Origin of the sequence: Pseudomonas sp. TE50-2 (genome assembly GCF_040813665.1) — a bacterium.
In the GTDB taxonomy this organism is placed as follows: Bacteria; Pseudomonadota; Gammaproteobacteria; order Pseudomonadales; family Pseudomonadaceae; genus Aquipseudomonas; species Aquipseudomonas soli.
This window is the reverse complement of sequence record NZ_JBFNXN010000001.1, coordinates 1,957,967-1,976,037: the sequence shown is the minus strand read 5'-3', so window position 1 is coordinate 1,976,037 and position 18,071 is coordinate 1,957,967. Positions and strand designations below refer to the sequence as shown.

At 63.0% G+C, this 18,071-nt stretch carries 18 protein-coding genes; 13 read left to right on the top strand and 5 right to left on the bottom strand.

The genetic code is table 11. From position 1 onward, the window contains the following. The first annotated feature begins 3 nt into the window (after positions 1-3). Positions 4-1,905 (top strand): sulfate adenylyltransferase subunit CysN, encoded by a 1,902-nt coding sequence (gene cysN, locus AAHK21_RS09040; RefSeq protein WP_367857035.1) that lies wholly within the window; start codon positions 4-6, stop codon positions 1,903-1,905. Between the two features lie 88 nt (positions 1,906-1,993). On the opposite strand, the gene AAHK21_RS09035 is transcribed toward cysN, so the two are convergent. Continuing rightward, on the bottom strand, positions 1,994-2,473 hold the full coding sequence (locus AAHK21_RS09035; protein WP_094010228.1) for an Lrp/AsnC family transcriptional regulator: 480 nt from the start codon (positions 2,471-2,473) through the stop codon (positions 1,994-1,996). Between the two features lie 127 nt (positions 2,474-2,600). On the opposite strand from AAHK21_RS09035, the gene AAHK21_RS09030 reads away from it, so the two are divergent. Next, positions 2,601-3,797 (top strand): methionine gamma-lyase, encoded by a 1,197-nt coding sequence (locus AAHK21_RS09030; RefSeq protein WP_367857034.1) that lies wholly within the window; start codon positions 2,601-2,603, stop codon positions 3,795-3,797. Positions 3,798-3,830: 33 nt separating this feature from the next. Continuing rightward, on the top strand, positions 3,831-6,512 hold the full coding sequence (mdeB, locus tag AAHK21_RS09025; protein WP_367857033.1) for an alpha-ketoglutarate dehydrogenase: 2,682 nt from the start codon (positions 3,831-3,833) through the stop codon (positions 6,510-6,512). Positions 6,513-6,602: 90 nt separating this feature from the next. On the opposite strand, the gene AAHK21_RS09020 is transcribed toward mdeB, so the two are convergent. After that, positions 6,603-7,040 carry a YhcB family protein gene (locus AAHK21_RS09020; protein WP_023630140.1) on the bottom strand — a complete coding sequence of 146 codons (438 nt, stop codon included), beginning with the start codon at positions 7,038-7,040 and terminating at the stop codon, positions 6,603-6,605. Positions 7,041-7,175: 135 nt separating this feature from the next. Between AAHK21_RS09020 and AAHK21_RS09015 the strand changes: the two genes are divergently transcribed. The 3 genes from AAHK21_RS09015 to zapE all read left to right on the top strand — a co-directional run bounded on the left by AAHK21_RS09015 (position 7,176) and on the right by zapE (position 10,366). Beyond that, complete coding sequence (locus AAHK21_RS09015; RefSeq protein ID WP_046857024.1) at positions 7,176-7,811, top strand: alpha/beta hydrolase; 636 nt, start codon at positions 7,176-7,178, stop codon at positions 7,809-7,811. A 25-nt stretch (positions 7,812-7,836) separates the two neighbouring features. Then, positions 7,837-9,186 (top strand): tryptophan--tRNA ligase, encoded by a 1,350-nt coding sequence (locus tag AAHK21_RS09010; protein WP_046857023.1) that lies wholly within the window; start codon positions 7,837-7,839, stop codon positions 9,184-9,186. A gap of 85 nt (positions 9,187-9,271) precedes the next feature. Then, positions 9,272-10,366 carry a cell division protein ZapE gene (gene zapE / locus AAHK21_RS09005; protein ID WP_023630138.1) on the top strand — a complete coding sequence of 365 codons (1,095 nt, stop codon included), beginning with the start codon at positions 9,272-9,274 and terminating at the stop codon, positions 10,364-10,366. 112 nt (positions 10,367-10,478) lie between these two features. Here the strand turns inward: zapE and AAHK21_RS09000 are convergent, their stop codons facing one another. Then, positions 10,479-11,375: a GlxA family transcriptional regulator gene (locus tag AAHK21_RS09000; protein ID WP_167335949.1), complete on the bottom strand. Its 897-nt coding sequence runs from the start codon at positions 11,373-11,375 to the stop codon at positions 10,479-10,481. Between the two features lie 207 nt (positions 11,376-11,582). Next, complete coding sequence (locus tag AAHK21_RS08995) at positions 11,583-12,623, bottom strand: NADP(H)-dependent aldo-keto reductase (RefSeq protein WP_094010224.1); 1,041 nt, start codon at positions 12,621-12,623, stop codon at positions 11,583-11,585. Between the two features lie 256 nt (positions 12,624-12,879). On the opposite strand from AAHK21_RS08995, the gene rplM reads away from it, so the two are divergent. The 7 genes from rplM to AAHK21_RS08960 all read left to right on the top strand — a co-directional run bounded on the left by rplM (position 12,880) and on the right by AAHK21_RS08960 (position 17,738). Continuing rightward, positions 12,880-13,308 (top strand): 50S ribosomal protein L13, encoded by a 429-nt coding sequence (gene rplM, locus AAHK21_RS08990; protein ID WP_008097538.1) that lies wholly within the window; start codon positions 12,880-12,882, stop codon positions 13,306-13,308. A 14-nt stretch (positions 13,309-13,322) separates the two neighbouring features. Further along, on the top strand, positions 13,323-13,715 hold the full coding sequence (gene rpsI / locus AAHK21_RS08985; RefSeq protein WP_003260797.1) for a 30S ribosomal protein S9: 393 nt from the start codon (positions 13,323-13,325) through the stop codon (positions 13,713-13,715). 265 nt (positions 13,716-13,980) lie between these two features. Beyond that, complete coding sequence (petA, locus tag AAHK21_RS08980) at positions 13,981-14,574, top strand: ubiquinol-cytochrome c reductase iron-sulfur subunit (protein WP_023628711.1); 594 nt, start codon at positions 13,981-13,983, stop codon at positions 14,572-14,574. Next, entirely contained in the window at positions 14,574-15,785 is a 1,212-nt protein-coding gene (locus AAHK21_RS08975) for a cytochrome bc complex cytochrome b subunit (RefSeq protein ID WP_046857021.1), read from the top strand. The genes petA and AAHK21_RS08975 overlap by 1 nt, the downstream gene beginning before the upstream one ends. Beyond that, positions 15,785-16,564 carry a cytochrome c1 gene (locus tag AAHK21_RS08970; protein WP_046857020.1) on the top strand — a complete coding sequence of 260 codons (780 nt, stop codon included), beginning with the start codon at positions 15,785-15,787 and terminating at the stop codon, positions 16,562-16,564. The genes AAHK21_RS08975 and AAHK21_RS08970 overlap by 1 nt, the downstream gene beginning before the upstream one ends. Before the next feature lie 117 nt (positions 16,565-16,681). Further along, on the top strand, positions 16,682-17,305 hold the full coding sequence (locus tag AAHK21_RS08965; protein WP_023630220.1) for a glutathione S-transferase N-terminal domain-containing protein: 624 nt from the start codon (positions 16,682-16,684) through the stop codon (positions 17,303-17,305). Between the two features lie 13 nt (positions 17,306-17,318). Then, positions 17,319-17,738 carry a ClpXP protease specificity-enhancing factor gene (locus tag AAHK21_RS08960; protein ID WP_046857019.1) on the top strand — a complete coding sequence of 140 codons (420 nt, stop codon included), beginning with the start codon at positions 17,319-17,321 and terminating at the stop codon, positions 17,736-17,738. 56 nt (positions 17,739-17,794) lie between these two features. Here AAHK21_RS08960 and AAHK21_RS08955 read toward each other — a convergent pair whose 3' ends face one another. Further along, the gene (locus AAHK21_RS08955) at positions 17,795-18,013 is read right to left on the bottom strand and encodes a YgdI/YgdR family lipoprotein (protein WP_023630218.1); all 219 of its coding nucleotides are present in this window, start codon (positions 18,011-18,013) and stop codon (positions 17,795-17,797) included. Positions 18,014-18,071: the final 58 nt, after the last annotated feature.

The following is an 18,071-nucleotide window of genomic DNA, read 5'->3' as shown; positions in this document are numbered from 1 at the left end:
AGCATGTCGCACCAATCTGATCTGATCAGCGAGGACATCCTCGCCTACCTGGCCCAGCACGAGCGCAAGGAACTGCTGCGCTTCCTCACCTGCGGCAACGTGGACGACGGCAAGAGCACCCTGATCGGGCGCCTGCTGCACGACTCGAAGATGATCTACGAGGACCACCTCGAGGCCATCACCCGTGACTCGAAGAAGTCCGGCACCACCGGCGAGGAAGTCGACCTGGCGCTGCTGGTCGACGGCTTGCAGGCCGAGCGCGAGCAGGGCATCACCATCGATGTCGCCTACCGCTACTTCTCCACTGCCAAGCGCAAGTTCATCATCGCTGACACCCCGGGCCACGAGCAGTACACCCGTAACATGGCCACCGGCGCGTCGACCTGCGACCTGGCGATCATCCTGGTCGACGCCCGCTACGGCGTGCAGACCCAGACCCGCCGGCACAGCTACATCGCATCCCTGCTGGGCATCAAGCACATCGTCGTCGCGGTCAACAAGATGGACCTCAAGGGCTTCGACGAGCAGGTCTTCGAGTCGATCAAGGCCGACTACCTGAAGTTCGCCGAGGGCATCGACCTCAAGCCGAGCAGCCTGCACTTCGTGCCGATGTCGGCGCTCAAGGGCGACAACGTGGTCAACCGCAGCGAGCGTTCGCCGTGGTACACGGGCCCGGCGTTGATGGAGATCCTCGAGACTGTCGAGATCGCCGCCGACCGCAATGTCACCGACCTGCGTTTCCCGGTGCAGTACGTCAACCGCCCGAACCTCAACTTCCGCGGCTTCGCCGGTACCATTGCCGGTGGCGTGGTGCACAAGGGCGACGAGATCGTCGTGCTCCCTTCGGGCAAGAGCAGCCGGGTCAAGTCCATCGTCACCTACGAAGGTGAACTGGAGAACGCCGGCCCTGGCCAGGCGGTGACCCTGACCATGGAAGACGAGATCGACATCTCCCGTGGCGACTTGCTGGTGCATGCCGACAATGTTCCAACGGTGGCCGACCAGTTCGACGCCATGCTGGTGTGGATGGCCGAGGAGCCGATGCTCCCGGGCAAGAAGTATGACATCAAGCGCGCCACCAGCTATGTGCCGGGCTCGATCGCCAGCATCACCCACAAGGTCGATGTGAATACCCTGGAGCAGGGCGCCGCCAGCGCGCTGCAACTCAACGAGATCGGCCGGGTCAAGGTCGCCCTGGACAGCGCCATCGCCCTCGACGGTTACGAGAGCAACCGCACCACCGGCGCATTCATCGTCATCGACCGCCTGACCAACGGCACCGTCGGCGCCGGCATGATCATCGCCCCGCCGGTCCTGCCGCACGGCGGCACTGGCCAACATGGCAAGCTGGCCCATGTGTCCACCGAAGAGCGCGCCCTGCGCTTCGGCCAGCAGCCAGCCACCGTGCTGTTCAGCGGCCTGTCGGGCGCCGGCAAGAGCACCCTGGCCTACGCCGTGGAGCGCAAGCTGTTCGACATGGGCCGTGCAGTCTACGTGCTCGACGGCCAGAACCTGCGTCACGACCTGAACAAGGGCCTGCCGCAGGACCGCGCCGGGCGCACCGAAAACTGGCGCCGTGCCGCCCATGTGGCGCGCCAGTTCAACGAAGCCGGCCTGCTGACCCTGGCCGCCTTCGTCGCCCCCGATGCCGAGGGCCGCGAGCAGGCCAAGGCGCTGATCGGCAAGGAGCGCCTGGTGACGGTGTATGTCCAGGCTTCGCCTATGGTGTGCCGCGAGCGTGACCCGCAGGGCATGTATGCCGCCGGTGGCGACAATATCCCGGGCGAGAGCTTCCCGTTCGACGTGCCGCTGGATGCGGACCTGGTGATCGACACCCAGTCGGTCAGCGTCGATGAAGGCGTGAAGCTGGTGCTGGATGTGCTGCGTCAGCGTGGGGCGATCTGATTGATTGCCTGATGTGAAAAACCCCGCTTCGGCGGGGTTTTTCATTTGTATGTCGTCTGTTGGCAGGATTTGGGTCTGCTTTGCAGCTCTAGATATGCTTCTCCGACACCGGAATCACCCGTCGCTCTTTCACCGCCTTGTACGAAAAGCTCGAGTAGATCTCCTTCACCCCCGGCAACCGCTGCAGCACCTCCCGGGTGAATTCGCCAAACGATTCCAGGTCCCGTGCCAGAATCTCCAGCAAAAAATCATAGCGCCCGGAGATATTGTGGCAGGCGACGATCTCGGGGATCTCCATCAGCCGTTTCTCGAACGCCAGGGCCATTTCCTTGGTGTGCGAGTCCATCATGATGCTGACGAACGCGGTCACCCCGAAGCCCAGCGACTTGGGCGAAAGAATGGCCTGGTAGCCGGTGATGTAGCCGTTGTCCTCGAGCAACTTGACCCGCCGCCAGCAGGGCGAGGTGGTCAGGGCGACCTGGTCGGCGAGTTCGGAGACGGTCAGGCGGGCGTTGTCCTGCAGGGCGGCGAGCAGGGCGCGGTCGGTACGGTCGAGAGTTGAAGGCATATCTTGCCCTCCTGGTTCTATTTTTGTTGTTTTTCTTTCAAAACATGCCCGATTGCGTGGGCAAGTTTGGAAAAAGCGCGGCAGCTTGGTGGCATAAGCTTATAACAAACCACAAGAGACTGTTGCCATGCGCGACTCCAACAACTACACCGGTTTCTCCACCCGGGCCATCCATCATGGCTATGACCCGATGTCCCACGGCGGCGCCCTGGTGCCGCCGGTCTACCAGACCGCCACCTACGCTTTCCCGACTGTCGAGTACGGCGCCGCCTGCTTCGCCGGCGAAGAGCCGGGGCACTTCTACAGCCGTATTTCCAACCCGACGCTGGCCCTGCTGGAGCAACGCATGGCGTCGCTCGAAGGCGGCGAGGCCGGGCTGGCGTTGGCCTCCGGGATGGGCGCCATCACCGCCACGCTATGGACCCTGCTACGCCCGGGTGACGAGCTGATCGTCGGCAGCACCCTGTATGGCTGCACCTTCGCCTACCTGCACCACGGCATCGGCGAGTTCGGCGTGAAGATCCGCCATGTTGACCTCAACGACATCCCGGCACTCAAGGCCGCGATCACCGCCAAGACGCGGATGATCTACTTTGAATCGCCGGCCAATCCCAACATGCAGCTGGTGGATATCGCCGCGGTGGTCGAGGCTGCACAGGGCCATGACCTGAGCATCGTGGTCGACAACACCTACTGCACACCCTACCTGCAGCGCCCGCTGGAACTGGGCGTGGACCTGGTGGTGCATTCGGCCACCAAGTACCTGTCCGGGCATGGTGATATCACCGCCGGGATGGTCGTCGGGCGCAAGGCGCTGGTCGACCGCATCCGCCTGGAAGGGCTCAAGGACATGACCGGCGCCGTGCTCTCGCCCCACGACGCCTCGCTGTTGATGCGCGGCATCAAGACCCTGGCCCTGCGCATGGACCGCCACTGCGCCAATGCCCAGCAGGTCGCCGAGTTTCTCGCCGAACAATCACAGGTTGAGCTGTTGCACTACCCGGGCTTGCCATCCTTCCCGCAGTACGCGCTGGCCCAACGGCAGATGCGTCTGCCGGGCGGGATGATCGCCTTCGAGCTGAAGGGCGGGATCGAAGCCGGGCGCCGTTTCATGAACGCCCTGCAGCTGTTCAGTCGCGCGGTGAGCCTGGGTGATGCCGAGTCGCTGGCCCAGCACCCGGCGAGCATGACTCACTCCAGCTATACCCAGCAGGAGCGTGCCGAGCATGGCATCTCGGAAGGGCTGGTGCGTTTGTCGGTGGGGCTGGAAGACATCGACGACCTGCTTGCCGACATTGCCCAGGCCCTGAAGGCCTGTGCCTGAATCGCCACGGACGAGGCCTGCGCGATGGTAGCGATGATGAACCCGAACGAGCCGTTGACGGCCCTTGATGCCGCCCTGGACAGCGACCCAGCGGAAACCGCCGAGTGGTGCGAGGCGCTGGCCTCGACCCTGGCCCACTGCGGCCCGGCGCGGGCCCGCTACCTGCTGCAGCGCCTGCAAGCCCATGCGCTAGAGCTGGGCCTGGAACGCGAGGCCCAGGCCTTCTCGGCCTACCGCAACACCGTGCCGGTGGAACAGCAGGGCACTTACCCCGGCGATCTCGAGCTGGACGAGCGTATTACCGGCATCCTGCGCTGGAACGCCCTGGCCATGGTTGTACGGGCCAACCACGCCTATGGCGAGCTGGGCGGGCATATCGCCAGCTACGCCTCGGCGGCGGAAATCTTCGAGGTCGGCTTCCAGCATTTCTTTCGCGGCGAGGGCGGTGGCGTGCAGCGCAGCGGCGACCTGGTGTTCTTCCAGCCGCACTCGGCGCCTGGCATCTATGCCCGCGCATTTCTTGAAGGGCGCCTGAGCGAGGAACAGCTGGCCAACTACCGGCAGGAGGTCGGCGGCAACGGGCTGTGCTCCTATCCGCACCCTTGGCTGATGCCGGACTTCTGGCAGTTTCCCACAGGTTCCATGGGCATCGGCCCGCTCAATGCGATCTATCAGGCGCGCTTCATGCGCTACCTGCAGCATCGCGGGCTGCTCGACACCTCTGCCCGGCATGTCTGGGGCGTGTTCGGTGATGGCGAGATGGACGAGCCGGAGTCGACCGCCGGCCTGACCCTGGCTGCCCGTGAAGGCTTGGATAACCTGACCTTCATCGTCAACTGCAACCTGCAGCGCCTGGACGGCCCGGTACGCGGCAACGGCCAGATCATCCAGGAACTCGAAGCATTGTTCAGCGGTGCCGGCTGGAACGTGATCAAGGTGCTGTGGGGCTCGGAGTGGGACGCACTGTTTGCCCGCGATCACGAGCATGCGCTACTGCGCCAGTTGGCGGCGACGCCCGACGGTCAGTTCCAGACCCTCGGCGCCAAGGACGGCAGCTACAACCTCGAGCACTTCTTCAAGCAGAACCCGGCATTGCAGCGCCTGGTGGCACACATGAGCGCCGAAGAGATCAACGCCCTCAAGCGCGGTGGCCATGATTTTCGCAAGCTGCATGCCGCCTATGCCGCCGCCAGGGCCTGCAAGGGCCGGCCAACGGTGATCCTGGCCAAGACCAAGAAAGGCTATGGCATGAGCAGTGCCGGCGAGTCGCGGATGACCGCGCACCAGGCCAAGAAACTCGATGTGCAGGCGTTGCTGGCCTTCCGCGACCGTTTCCATTTGCCGTTGTCGGATGAGGCGGTGGAGCAACTGCGTTTCTATTGCCCGGCCGAAGATAGCCCGGAGATGGTCTATCTGCGCCAGCGCCGCCAGGCACTGGGTGGGCCGCTGCCGCTGCGGCGCAACGACTGCGCCACCTTGCCTGTGCCCGAGTTGGAGGCGTTCGGCGGTTTCGCCCTGCACGCCGAAGGCAAGGAGATGTCCACCACCATGGCCGCGGTGCGCTTGCTGGGCAACTGGCTCAAGGCGCCGGGGTTGGGGCCACGAGTGGTGCCGATCGTCGCCGACGAGGCGCGCACCTTCGGCATGGCCAGCCTGTTCCGCCAGATCGGCATCTATTCGCCTCACGGGCAACGCTACGAGCCAGAGGACGCCGGCTCGTTGCTGGTCTACAAGGAGGCGCGGGACGGCCAGCTGTTGGAGGAGGGCATCACCGAGGCGGGGGCGATCTCTTCATGGGTCGCGGCAGCGACCGCCTACGCGGTGCATGGCGAGCCGATGCTGCCGGTGTACATCTACTACTCGATGTTCGGCTTCCAGCGGGTCGGCGACCTGATCTGGGCCGCCGCCGACCAGCGCGCCCGAGGCCTGTTGCTGGGTGCCACAGCGGGGCGCACCACGTTGGGCGGCGAGGGCTTGCAGCACCAGGACGGATCGAGCCTGGTCATGGCGTCGATGGTGCCCAACTGTCGGGCCTGGGATCCGTGCTTTGCCGGCGAGCTGGCGGTGATCCTCGACCATGCCGCGCGGCGCATGCTGGTGGAGCAGCAGGACGAGTTCCACTATGTGGCGGTGATGAATGAAAACTACCCGCAGCCGTCGTTGCCCGAAGACATGCACGACGATGTACTGCGGGGCATGTACCGGTTTGCCCGGCATTCCTCGGCCGCTCCCCGTGGCCAGGTGCGCTTGTTGGGTTCGGGCACCATCCTGCGCGAGGTGATTGCCGCCGCCGAGTTGCTGGCCAGTGACTGGCAGGTCGACAGCGAGGTGTTCAGCGTCACCAGCTTCAGCGAACTGGCGCGTGGGGCCAGGGATGCGCAACGCCTGGCGATGACCGGGGCGCAGGCGGATTGCCATTTGCGTCGTTGCCTGCCCGGCGACGCCCCGGTGATCGCGGCCAGCGACTATGTGCGCGCCTGGCCGCAGTTGATCGCCGAGTATGTGCAGGCGCCCTATACCACCCTGGGCACCGATGGTTTCGGGCGCAGCGATACGCGCCAGCAGTTGCGACGGTTTTTCGAGGTGGATCGGTATGCCGTGGTGCTGGCGGCCTTGCATGGGCTGGTGTGCCAGGGCGTGTTGTCGAGGGATGTGCTGGGGCAGGCGCGGGCGCTGTATGACATCGGCGAGGAGGGGGCGGCCTGGTATCGCTGAGGTGATCTGGGCCGGCTCAATCGCGTGGTGATAGGGCGAGTAGACGCCCACAAAAAAGGCCTCTTGCGAGGCCTTCTTCATGTCATCGATTCAGCGCTTGAGCCCGTAGCTCTCATCGAGCATGCCCGGCGAGTTCGGCGACTTCGGTGCGTAGTCGCGTGGCACTTCGGCGGTATCCTTCGGCGGCGTCAGGCGATCACGCGGGCCTTGTGCGGCTTCGGAGTGCAGCGCGGCCAGCAGGCGTTGGCGGGTCAGCTCGTCCAGGGCCAGGCGGTTGGCGCCGTCGGCCAGGTGATCCTGCACGTCCTGGTAGCTCTGGGTCAGTTTCTTGACCAGCGAGGCAGTGCTGTTGAAGTGGGTCACCACTTCATTCTGGTAATTGTCGAAGCGCTGCTGGATGTCATCCAGCTGGCGTTGGGTATTGCTCGGTGCCGCGTTGGGCAGCAGGCGGGCCAGCGCGAAACCGACGACGACACCGACAACCAGGGCCAGGGTCGGCAGCAACCAAACAAGGAGCGAGTGTTCCACGAGTCCTTCCTCTATAAACGGCTTTGCTTTACGTTAACGGCTCAGACCTGCGCTGTATACCGCGAGCGATCGCAAATCAGAACAGAATTCCTTTGCTAGACGAGTCGACCCTTCACGAGGTCACGGAGTAGTACCTTGCTTATCCGCGAAACCCCCTTGTTTATCGATGGCCCGACCGGCCAGCTCGAGGCTTTGTACCTGGACGTGGCCGATGCCCGTGGCGCGGTGCTGATCTGCCACCCCAACCCGGTTCAGGGCGGCACCATGCTCAACAAGGTGGTCTCGACCCTGCAGCGTACCGCCCGTGATGCAGGTTACGTCACCCTGCGCTTCAACTACCGCGGCGTTGGCCAGAGCGCCGGCAGCCACGACATGGGCGCCGGCGAGGTAGCTGATGCCGAGGCTGCCGCAGCCTGGTTGCGCCAGCAGCACCCCGAACTGCCACTGGTGCTGATGGGCTTCTCCTTCGGCGGCTTCGTTGCCGCCAGCCTGGCCGGTCGCCTGGAGGCGGCGGATGTCGAGCTGCAACAGCTGTTCATGATCGCCCCGGCGGTGATGCGCCTGAACGCGCAGTTCCCGCTGCCCGAGCGCGTCGCGCTGACCGTCGTGCAGCCGGACACCGACGAAGTGGTCGATCCGCAACTGGTCTACGATTGGTCCGCCGCCCTGTCGCGCCCCCACGAGCTGCTGAAAGTGGCAGAATGCGGACACTTTTTCCATGGCAAGCTGACCGATCTGAAGGATCTGCTGCTGCCGCGCCTTTCGAACTGAGCCAAGCCTGAATAAGCGAACCCCCATGACCACGCGCATCCTCACCGGTATCACCACCACCGGCACCCCGCACCTGGGCAACTACGCCGGCGCCATCCGTCCGGCCATCCTCGCCAGCCAGCAGCCCGGCGTCGACTCGTTCTACTTCCTGGCCGACTACCACGCCCTGATCAAGTGCGACGACCCGCAGCGCATCCAGCGTTCGCGCCTGGAGATCGCCGCCACCTGGCTCGCCGGTGGCCTGGACCCGGCCAAGGTGACCTTCTACCGCCAGTCGGACATCCCCGAGATTCCGGAACTGACCTGGCTGCTGACCTGTGTCGCCGCCAAGGGCCTGCTCAACCGCGCCCACGCCTACAAGGCGTCGGTGGACAAGAATGTCGAGGCCGGCGAAGACCCGGACGCCGGCGTGACCATGGGCCTGTTCAGCTACCCGGTGCTGATGGCCGCCGACATCCTGATGTTCAATGCCAACAAGGTGCCGGTTGGCCGCGACCAGATCCAGCACGTGGAGATGGCGCGTGACATCGGCCAGCGTTTCAACCACCTGTTCGGCCAGGGCAAGGACTTCTTCGCCCTGCCCGAGGCGGTAATCGAGGAGAGCGTGGCCACGCTCCCGGGCCTGGACGGTCGCAAGATGTCCAAGAGCTACGACAACACCATCCCGCTGTTCACCAGCGCCAAGGACATGAAGGATGCGATCTCGCGCATCGTCACCGACTCCAAGGCCCCCGGGGAGGCCAAGGATCCGGACAATTCGCACCTGTTCACCCTGTTCCAGGCCTTCTCGACGCCGGCGCAATGCGCCGAGTTCCGCGAAGAGCTGCTGCAGGGCCTGGGCTGGGGCGATGCCAAGCAGCGCCTGTTCCAGCTGCTCGACGGTCAGTTGGCCGAAAAGCGCGAGCACTATCACCAGCTGATCTCGCGCCCGTCTGACCTCGAGGACATCCTCCTGGCCGGCGCCGCCAAGGCCCGCAAGATCGCCACGCCGTTCCTCGAGCAATTGCGCGAGGCAGTTGGCCTGCGTTCGTTCCGCACCACCGTGCAGGCCAGCACCGAGGTGAAGAAGAAGGCCGCAAAAAGCGCCCGCTTCGTCAGCTTCCGTGACGAGGATGGCAGCTTCCGCTTCCGCCTGCTGGCCGCCGATGGCGAGCAATTGCTGCTGTCGCGCAGCTTCGCCGATGGCAAGAGCGCGGGGGCGGTGAGCAAGCAACTGCAACAGGGCGGCGAGGCCGACGTGCGTGTCGAGGGCCTGGGCTTCTCGCTGTGGCTGAACGGTGAGCAAGTTGCCGACGGGCCGCAGTTCGAGGCCGCCGAGGCCCGTGACGCGGCCATCACCAGCCTGCGCGAGGCCCTGGCGCCACAGGCGGACTGAGTCACTTTGACGCAAGTCTGATTGCCATTAAGCGGGCCGGTCGCTACAGTGACGGCCCGTTTTTTGTTGCCTCGCTAACGAAATCATGACGCCCCTAGAACGATACCAAGCCGATCTGAAACGCCCCGACTTCTTCCATGACGCGGCGCAGGAAACTGCGGTGCGTCACCTGCAGCGCCTGTACGACGACCTGGTACACGCGCAGAACAACAAGCCGGGCGTGTTCGGCAAGCTGTTCGGCAAGAAGGAGCAGACGCCGGTCAAGGGCCTGTACTTCTGGGGCGGCGTGGGCCGGGGCAAGACCTACCTGGTCGACACCTTCTATGAAGCGCTGCCGTTCAAGCAGAAGATGCGCACGCACTTCCACCGCTTCATGAAGCGCGTCCACGAGGAGATGAAGACCCTCAAGGGCGAGAAGAACCCGCTGACCATCATCGCCAAGCGCTTCAGCGACGAAGCCAAGGTGATCTGCTTCGACGAGTTCTTCGTCTCCGATATTACCGATGCCATGATCCTCGGCACCCTGATGGAAGAGCTGTTCAAGAACGGCGTGTCGCTGGTGGCCACTTCCAACATCGTCCCGGACGGCCTGTACAAGGACGGCCTGCAGCGCGCGCGCTTCCTGCCGGCCATCGCCATGATCAAGCAGTACACCGATGTGGTGAACGTCGACAGCGGCGTGGACTATCGCCTGCGTCACCTGGAACAGGCCGAGCTGTTCCACTTCCCGCTCGACGACGCGGCGCATGAAAGCCTGCGCGCCAGCTTCAAGGCATTGACCCCAGAGTGCACCCAGGCCGTCGAAAATGACGTTCTGATGATCGAAAACCGCGAGATCCATGCCCTGCGCACCTGCGATGACGTCGCCTGGTTCGACTTCCGTGCCCTGTGCGACGGGCCGCGCAGCCAGAACGACTACATCGAGCTGGGCAAGATCTTCCATGCCGTGCTGCTGAGCAACGTCGAGCAGATGGGCGTGACCACCGACGACATCGCCCGGCGCTTCATCAACATGGTCGACGAGTTCTACGACCGCAACGTGAAGCTGATCATCTCGGCCGAGGTGGAGCTCAAGGACCTGTACACCGGCGGGCGCCTGAGCTTCGAGTTCCAGCGGACCCTGAGCCGGTTGCTGGAAATGCAGTCCCACGAGTTCCTGTCCCGGGCGCACAAGCCCTGACGGCAGCTGCAAGCTTCTAGCTGCAAGCCACAAGAAAAAGCCAGAGCAGTTCGCGTACTGCTCTGGCTTTTTCTTGTGGCTTGTAGCTTGAGGCTTGAAGCTGGGAGGTCTTTCAGGCCTCTTGCATGAACTGCTGCCGATACTGGTTCGGCGACAACTCCGTATGCTGGCGGAACAGCCGGGCGAAGAAACTCGCGTCGTCGTAGCCCACCTCGTAGCTGATGGTCTTGATGCTCTTGCGCGTGCTCGACAGCAGGCCCTTGGCAGTCTCGATGCGCAGGCGCTGCAGGTAGTGCAGGGGCTTGTCGCCGGTGGCGCTCTGGAAGCGGCGCATGAAGTTGCGGATGCTCATGCCGTGGTTGCGCGCCACATCCTCGAAGCGGAACTTGTCGGCGAAGTGTTCTTCGAGCCAGTGCTGGATCTGCAGGATGATCAGGTCCTGGTGCAGCTTCTGGCCGCCGAAGCCCATACGCCCCGGGGTATAGCTGCGCTGTACCTCGTAGAGGATGTCGCGGGCCACCGCGCGGGCCACGTTGGCGCCACAGAAGCGTTCGATCAGGTAGATGTACAGGTCGCAGGCCGAGGTGGTGCCGCCGGCGCAGTAGAGATTGTCGGCGTCGGTCAGGTGCTTGTCCTGGTTCAGGCGGATCTTCGGGAAACGCTCGGCGAAGCTGCTGAAGAAGCGCCAGTAGGTGGTCGCCTCCTTGCCGTCGAGCAGCCCCGACTCGGCCAGCCAGAACACGCCGCTGGCCTCGGCGCACAGCACCGCGCCACGGGCATGCTGCGCGCGCAGCCAGGGCAGTACCTGCGGATAGCGTTGCAGCAGGTTGTCGAAGTCGTCCCAGAAGGCCGGCAGGATGATCACGTCGGCATCGTTGAGGCCGCTGTCGACCGGTAACTGCACGTTGCTGAAGCTGTCCACGGGCAAACCGTCCGGGCTCACCAGGCCGATCTCGAACATCGGTTGCAGGCCCAGGCCCAGTTGCTTGCTGTAGCGCAGGCTGGCCAGGTGGAAGAAATCCTTGGCCTGCATCAGTGTCGAAGCGAACACTTTATCAACGGCCAGGATGCTGACGCGCCGCAGCGACGCCGGGGGTTGGGTAAACATCATTGTCATTGTTCTTATAGGGTAGAGTGGTCAATCACCGGCTGGATCGTCTTATTTTTTGGCGATTGTGTCTACCCCACGAAAGAGCAGTGCAGCACCTGCGTTGCATCAAGGCGCGGGGTTCGGCTGCTCCTGATGGACCGCCTCGATTGCCGCCAGCAGTTCATCGCCCAGGTTCAACGCCTGGCTGTCGATATTGCTGCGCAGTTGCTCGAGGTTCGTCGCGCCGATGATGTTGCTGGTCACGAACGGTTGTCGGGTCACGAACGCCAGCGCCATCTGCGCCGGATCCAGCCCGTGTTCGCGGGCCAGCTGCACATAGCGGCCGCAGGCGGCCACGGTCTGCGGATTGGAATAGCGGGCAAAACGGCTGAACAGGGTCAGGCGGGCGTGTTCGGGGCGGGCGCCGTTTTCGTACTTGCCCGACAGCATGCCGAAGGCCAGCGGTGAATAGGCCAGCAAACCGCACTGCTCGCGGATTGCCACCTCTGCCAGGCCCACCTCGAAGCTGCGGTTGAGCAGGTTGTAGGGGTTCTGGATCGACACCGCGCGGGGCCAGCCGCGGGTTTCGGCCAGGTGCAGGAATTTCAGGGTGCCCCACGGGGTTTCGTTGGACAGGCCGATGTGGCGGATCTTGCCGGCGCGCACCTGTTCATCGAGCACCTCCAGGGTTTCCTCCAGCGGGGTGAAGATGTCCTGGGGCAGGTGCTGGTAGCCGAGCTTGCCGAAGAAGTTGGTGCTGCGCTCGGGCCAGTGCAGCTGGTAGAGGTCGATGCGGTCGGTCTGCAGGCGCTTGAGGCTCTCGTCCAGCGCGGCGACGATGTGCTGGCGGTTGTGCTTGAGCTGGCCGTCGCGGATGTGGCTGATGCCGTTGCCGGGGCCGGCGACCTTGCTGGCAAGGATCCAGTCGTCACGGTCGCCGTTGGCGGCGAACCAGTTGCCGATGATGCGTTCGGTGGCGGCGTAGGTCTCCGGGCGCGGTGGCACCGGGTACATCTCGGCGGTGTCGATGAAGTTGATGCCGCTGGCCTTGGCCAGGGCGATCTGGGCGAAGGCCTGGTCCTGGGTGTTCTGTTCGCCCCAGGTCATGGTGCCCAGGCACAGGGCGCTGACGTCGAGGTCGGTACGGCCGAGCTTGCGGTATTCCATCGGGTAGACGCTCCATGGCAAAGATGACCATAAAAGCAGGTTGAAATTTTTCCTGCAATCTGGATAATTCTGCCCCTCTCCGTGTGGCGGAAGTGATGCACCACCACGCAGGGAACCCTTGTCGAACATTGGCGTGCCCGACCCGAGCCCCCAAAAGCGTCAGCGTTCGGCTGCGCGCTTGCCCTTGGCAAGCTGTGCACTATCCAGTAAGATTCGCCGTCTATTTTTCGCTGGGCGGCCTCTGAGGCTTTAGAGAATGAAAACTTTTACTGCTAAACCGGAAACAGTAAAGCGCGAGTGGTTCGTAGTCGACGCCGCTGGTCAGACCCTGGGTCGTCTGGCTACCGAAATCGCTAGCCGCCTGCGTGGCAAGCACAAGCCAGAATACACCCCTCACGTTGACACCGGCGACTACATCGTCGTCATCAACGCCGAGCAAATCCGTGTGACTGGTGCCAAGTCTTCCGACAAGATGTACTACTCCCACTCCGGCTTCCCGGGCGGTATCAAGGAAATCAACTTCGAGAAGTTGATCGCCAAGGCCCCTGAGCGTGTTATCGAAACCGCGGTCAAAGGCATGCTGCCGAAGAACCCGCTGGGTCGCGACATGTACCGCAAGCTGAAAGTGTACGCGGGTGCTGCTCACCCACACACTGCTCAGCAGCCTCAAGAACTGAAGATCTAACGGGATAGTTCATTATGTCGGCGACTCAAAACTACGGCACTGGCCGTCGCAAGACCGCAACCGCTCGCGTTTTCCTGCGTCCAGGTACCGGTAACATCTCCATCAACAACCGTTCTCTGGACGTGTTCTTCGGCCGCGAAACCGCTCGCATGGTTGTTCGCCAGCCGCTGGAACTGACCGAAACCGTTGAGAAGTTCGACATCTACGTCACCGTTTCCGGTGGTGGTGTCAGCGGTCAGGCCGGTGCAATCCGCCACGGCATCACCCGCGCCCTGATGGAATACGACGAAACCCTGCGTGGCGCTCTGCGTCGTGCTGGCTACGTCACCCGCGACGCTCGTGAAGTTGAGCGTAAGAAAGTGGGTCTGCGTAAAGCGCGTAAGCGTCCTCAGTACTCCAAGCGTTAATACCGCTTCGGCAGTCGAAAAAAGCCCGGTTCCTTTTTGGAACCGGGCTTTTTTTATGTCTTCAACTAACCTGTCTGCTAGTCCGTGGCCGTTTGTCGCATAGACGCAGATCAAGCAAAGCGAGGGTAGTGGCCCGACGAGCGGGTAATCACCTTGTCAGCGTGTGGATTTGTTCCTTACCATTGCGGCCAATTTTTAGTGCCACAGACGTACCTAAGTAGATGCCTGTTCAAACAGGCCAAGCAAGCTGATGGGAGAGGACTGAATGAGCAATGACGGCGTCAACGCAGGCCGGCGCCGCTTCCTCGTAGCCGCGACATCCGTGGTCGGGGCAGCGGGGGCAGTGGGGGCAGCGGTACCGTTCGTGGGGTCATGGTTTCCCAGTGCCAAGGCGAAAGCCGCAGGGGCACCGGTGAAGGTCAATATCGCCAAGGTCGAGCCCGGTCAGCAGATGGTAGCTGAATGGCGTGGGCAACCTGTATTCATCGTGCGGCGAACGGAGGAGATCCTCGGTAATCTGAAAAAGATCACCGGCGAGCTGTCCGATCCTGAATCCAAGGCGTCGGTGCAGCCCACCTACGTCGACCCGCAAGTCCGCTCGATCAAGCCCGAGATTCTCATCCTGGTAGGCCTGTGCACGCACCTGGGTTGCTCGCCGACCTTCCGCCCTGAGGTCGCCCCGGCTGACCTGGGGCCGAAGTGGGTCGGTGGCTATTTCTGCCCCTGCCACGGTTCGCACTACGACCTTGCCGGGCGTGTCTACAAATCCCAGCCGGCGCCTCTCAACCTGCCAGTGCCACCGCACTCGTACGAGTCGGACGAAATCATCGTCATCGGCGTCGATCAGGAGAACGCATGATGAGCAAGTTCATGGAGTGGATCGATGCGCGCTTCCCCGCGACGAAGATGTGGGAAGACCATCTAAGCAAGTATTACGCGCCCAAGAACTTCAACTTCCTGTACTTCTTCGGCTCGCTGGCATTGCTGGTGCTGGTCAACCAGATCGTCACCGGCGTGTGGCTGACCATGAGTTTCACCCCCTCGGCGGAAGAGGCCTTCGCCTCGGTCGAGTACATCATGCGCGACGTCGAGTACGGCTGGATCCTGCGCTACCTGCACTCCACCGGCGCCTCGGCGTTCTTCATCGTGGTCTACCTGCACATGTTCCGCGGCTTGCTCTACGGCTCCTACCAGAAGCCGCGCGAGCTGGTCTGGCTGTTCGGCATGCTGATCTACCTGGCGCTGATGGCCGAGGCGTTCATGGGCTACCTGCTGCCCTGGGGGCAGATGTCGTACTGGGGTGCCCAGGTGATCATCTCGCTGTTCGGCGCGATCCCGGTGATCGGTGATGACCTGACCCAGTGGATCCGTGGTGACTACCTGATCTCCGGCATCACCCTGAACCGCTTCTTCGCCTTGCACGTGGTGGCCCTGCCGATCGTGATCCTGGGCCTGGTGGTGCTGCACATCCTGGCGCTGCACGAAGTGGGTTCGAACAACCCCGATGGCGTGGACATCAAGAAGAAAAAGGACGAGAACGGCATCCCGCTGGATGGCATCCCGTTCCACCCGTACTACACCGTCAAGGATATCGCCGGGGTCGTGGTGTTCCTCTTCGTGTTCTGTGCCGTGGTGTTCTTCTTCCCGGAAATGGGTGGCTACTTCCTGGAAAAACCGAACTTCGAGCAGGCCAACGCCTTCAAGACGCCTGAGCATATCGCCCCTGTGTGGTACTTCACGCCGTTCTACGCGATCCTGCGCGCGGTGCCCGACAAACTGTTCGGGGTCATCGCCATGGGTGCGGCAATCGCGGTGCTGTTCGTGTTGCCCTGGCTCGACCGCAGTCCGGTGCGCTCGATGCGCTACAAGGGCTGGCTGAGCAAGATCTGGTTGCTGGTGTTCTGCGTGTCCTTCGTCATCCTTGGCGTGCTGGGCGTGCTGGCGCCGACCCCGGGGCGTACCTTGCTGTCGCAGGTGTGCACGGTGTTGTACTTCGCCTACTTCCTGCTGATGCCGTTCTACACAAGGCTCGAGAAGACCAAACCGGTTCCGGAAAGGGTGACTGGCTGATGAAAAAGTTTATTGCAGTATGCTTGCTGGCATTGATGCCTGGCCTTTCGTTCGCCGCCGAGCACGGCCTGGAGCTGGACAAGGTCGATATCGACCTGACCGACAAGGCCGCGATGCAGGATGGCGCGCGCACTTTCGCCAACTATTGCATGGGGTGCCATAGCGCCAAGTTCCAGCGTTACGAGCGTGTCGCCGACGATCTGGGGATCCCCCACGAGCTGATGCTCGAAAACCTGGTGTTCACCGGCGCCAAGATCGGCGACCACATGAAGATCGGCATGCAGCCCAACGATGCCAAGACCTGGTTCGGCGCCGCGCCGCCCGACCTCACCCTGGTTGCCCGGGTGCGTGGCAACGACTGGTTGTACACCTACCTGCGCAGCTTCTATGAAGACAAGACGCGGCCATACGGGGTGAACAACAAGGTCTTCCCCAACGTCGGCATGCCCAACGTGCTGGTTGGTCTGCAGGGCAACCAGGTGATTGGCTGCAAGCAGGTGCAGAGTGTGGTCGACGGCAAGAAGCAATATGACCCGCTGACCGGCAGCCCATTGACCCATGAAGCGTGCGACCAGCTGACCGTCGAGGAGAAATCCGGTACCCTGACGACCGAGCAGTTCGACGAGAAGGTCAAGAACCTGGTGACCTTCCTGGCCTATTCGGCCAACCCGGTCAAACTGGAAAGCCAGCGCATCGGTACCTACGTGTTGCTGTACCTGGCTTTCTTCTTCGTGTTCGCCTACTTGCTCAAGCGCGAATACTGGAAGGACGTGCACTGATCACGCAGTAGTTTCTGGTAGTTGAACGCGCCCGGGGTGCCCCAGCCATGTCGCTGGGGCACCCCGGGCGCGTTTTCATTTGCAGTATTACAAGCATCCCGTACGAGGAGGCGCTACATGGGCGCAACCAACAGGTTAGCCTGCTATTCCGACCCTGCTGACCATTACTCCCATCGGGTACGCCTGGTGCTCGCGGAGAAAGGCGTCACGGTGCAGATCATCGATGTCGATCGCAATCGCCTGCCGCCCAAGCTGGTCGAAGTGAACCCCTATGGCAGCCTGCCGACCCTGGTCGATCGCGATCTGGCGCTGTACGAGTCGAGCGTGGTGATGGAGTACCTCGAGGAGCGTTACCCGCACCCGCCGCTGATGCCGGTCTATCCGGTGGCCCGCGGCAACAGTCGCCTGCTGATGCACCGCATCCAGCGCGACTGGTGCAGCCTGGCCGACACCGTGCTGGACCCGCGCAGCAGCGAGCCGGCACGTACCCAGGCGCGCAAGGAGTTGCGCGAGAGCCTGACGGGCGTGGCCCCGCTGTTCGCTGAAATGGCCTGCTTCATGAGCGAGGAGCAGAGTCTGGTCGATTGCTGTCTACTGCCCATACTCTGGCGCTTGCCGGTGATGGGTATCGAATTGCCGCGGCAGGCCAAGCCGCTGCTGGATTACATGGAGCGACAGTTCGCCCGCGAGCCTTTCCAGGCGAGCCTGTCTGCTACCGAACGTGAAATGCGCAAGGTTTAAAGAGGAGCCGTTGATGAACTCCAGTCGCCCCTATCTGGTTCGCGCGCTGTACGAGTGGATCGTCGACAACGATTGCACGCCCCATATGCTGGTCAACGCCGAATACCCGGCGGTCCAGGTGCCACAAGGTTTCGCCAGCGATGGCCAGATCGTCCTGAACATCTCCCCCAGTGCCGTGCGCAGCCTGCACATGGACAACGAGGCGGTTAGCTTCGAAGGACGCTTCGGTGGCGTGGCGCACACGCTGTATGTGCCGATTGGCGCCATCCTGGGGATCTACGCCCGGGAGAATGGCCAGGGCATGGTCTTCGAGCTGGAGCCGCCGCTCGCGGATGAGGATGACCTTGAGGATGACGGTGTCGAACCGGATGACGACGGTCCGCCCGAGCCGCCGCGTCCGAGTGGTCGTCCGAGCCTGAAGGTTGTGAAGTAACAGGCAGGGACAAAAAAGGCGATCCGCAGGGATCGCCTTTTTCATTACTGCTGCAATTACAGGTCCTTGATGCTCTGCACCTGGTCCTTGTTGATGCGGGTCGGCTTGCCATCCAGTTGCTTGAACTCGTAGAAGCCGGAGTTGCGGTCGAAGTGCGGCGTGTCGGTGGTCTGCAGTTCGCGGCCATCGTTGAGGGTGATCACGCTCGGGGTGGAGCAGCCGGCCAGGGTGGCGAAGGTGCCGATCAGCAGGGCGGGCAGCAGCAGCTTTTTCATGGGGTACTTCCTGGATCAGAGTGAAGAAGGCGAGCGTCCCGACGCCCGCCGAGGGGTT

What these genes read in the sequence shown, in the direction of transcription:
- cysN (WP_367857035.1), top strand. Translation starts at nt 4, where the DNA reads ATGTCGCACCAATCTGATCTGATCAGCGAGGACATCCTCGCCTACCTG.
- AAHK21_RS09035 (WP_094010228.1), bottom strand. Translation starts at nt 2,473, where the DNA reads ATGCCTTCAACTCTCGACCGTACCGACCGCGCCCTGCTCGCCGCCCTG.
- AAHK21_RS09030 (WP_367857034.1), top strand. Translation starts at nt 2,601, where the DNA reads ATGCGCGACTCCAACAACTACACCGGTTTCTCCACCCGGGCCATCCAT.
- mdeB (WP_367857033.1), top strand. Translation starts at nt 3,831, where the DNA reads ATGATGAACCCGAACGAGCCGTTGACGGCCCTTGATGCCGCCCTGGAC.
- AAHK21_RS09010 (WP_046857023.1), top strand. Translation starts at nt 7,837, where the DNA reads ATGACCACGCGCATCCTCACCGGTATCACCACCACCGGCACCCCGCAC.
- zapE (WP_023630138.1), top strand. Translation starts at nt 9,272, where the DNA reads ATGACGCCCCTAGAACGATACCAAGCCGATCTGAAACGCCCCGACTTC.
- AAHK21_RS08995 (WP_094010224.1), bottom strand. Translation starts at nt 12,623, where the DNA reads ATGGAATACCGCAAGCTCGGCCGTACCGACCTCGACGTCAGCGCCCTG.
- rplM (WP_008097538.1), top strand. Translation starts at nt 12,880, where the DNA reads ATGAAAACTTTTACTGCTAAACCGGAAACAGTAAAGCGCGAGTGGTTC.
- rpsI (WP_003260797.1), top strand. Translation starts at nt 13,323, where the DNA reads ATGTCGGCGACTCAAAACTACGGCACTGGCCGTCGCAAGACCGCAACC.
- petA (WP_023628711.1), top strand. Translation starts at nt 13,981, where the DNA reads ATGAGCAATGACGGCGTCAACGCAGGCCGGCGCCGCTTCCTCGTAGCC.
- AAHK21_RS08975 (WP_046857021.1), top strand. Translation starts at nt 14,574, where the DNA reads ATGAGCAAGTTCATGGAGTGGATCGATGCGCGCTTCCCCGCGACGAAG.
- AAHK21_RS08970 (WP_046857020.1), top strand. Translation starts at nt 15,785, where the DNA reads ATGAAAAAGTTTATTGCAGTATGCTTGCTGGCATTGATGCCTGGCCTT.
- AAHK21_RS08965 (WP_023630220.1), top strand. Translation starts at nt 16,682, where the DNA reads ATGGGCGCAACCAACAGGTTAGCCTGCTATTCCGACCCTGCTGACCAT.
- AAHK21_RS08960 (WP_046857019.1), top strand. Translation starts at nt 17,319, where the DNA reads ATGAACTCCAGTCGCCCCTATCTGGTTCGCGCGCTGTACGAGTGGATC.
- AAHK21_RS08955 (WP_023630218.1), bottom strand. Translation starts at nt 18,013, where the DNA reads ATGAAAAAGCTGCTGCTGCCCGCCCTGCTGATCGGCACCTTCGCCACC.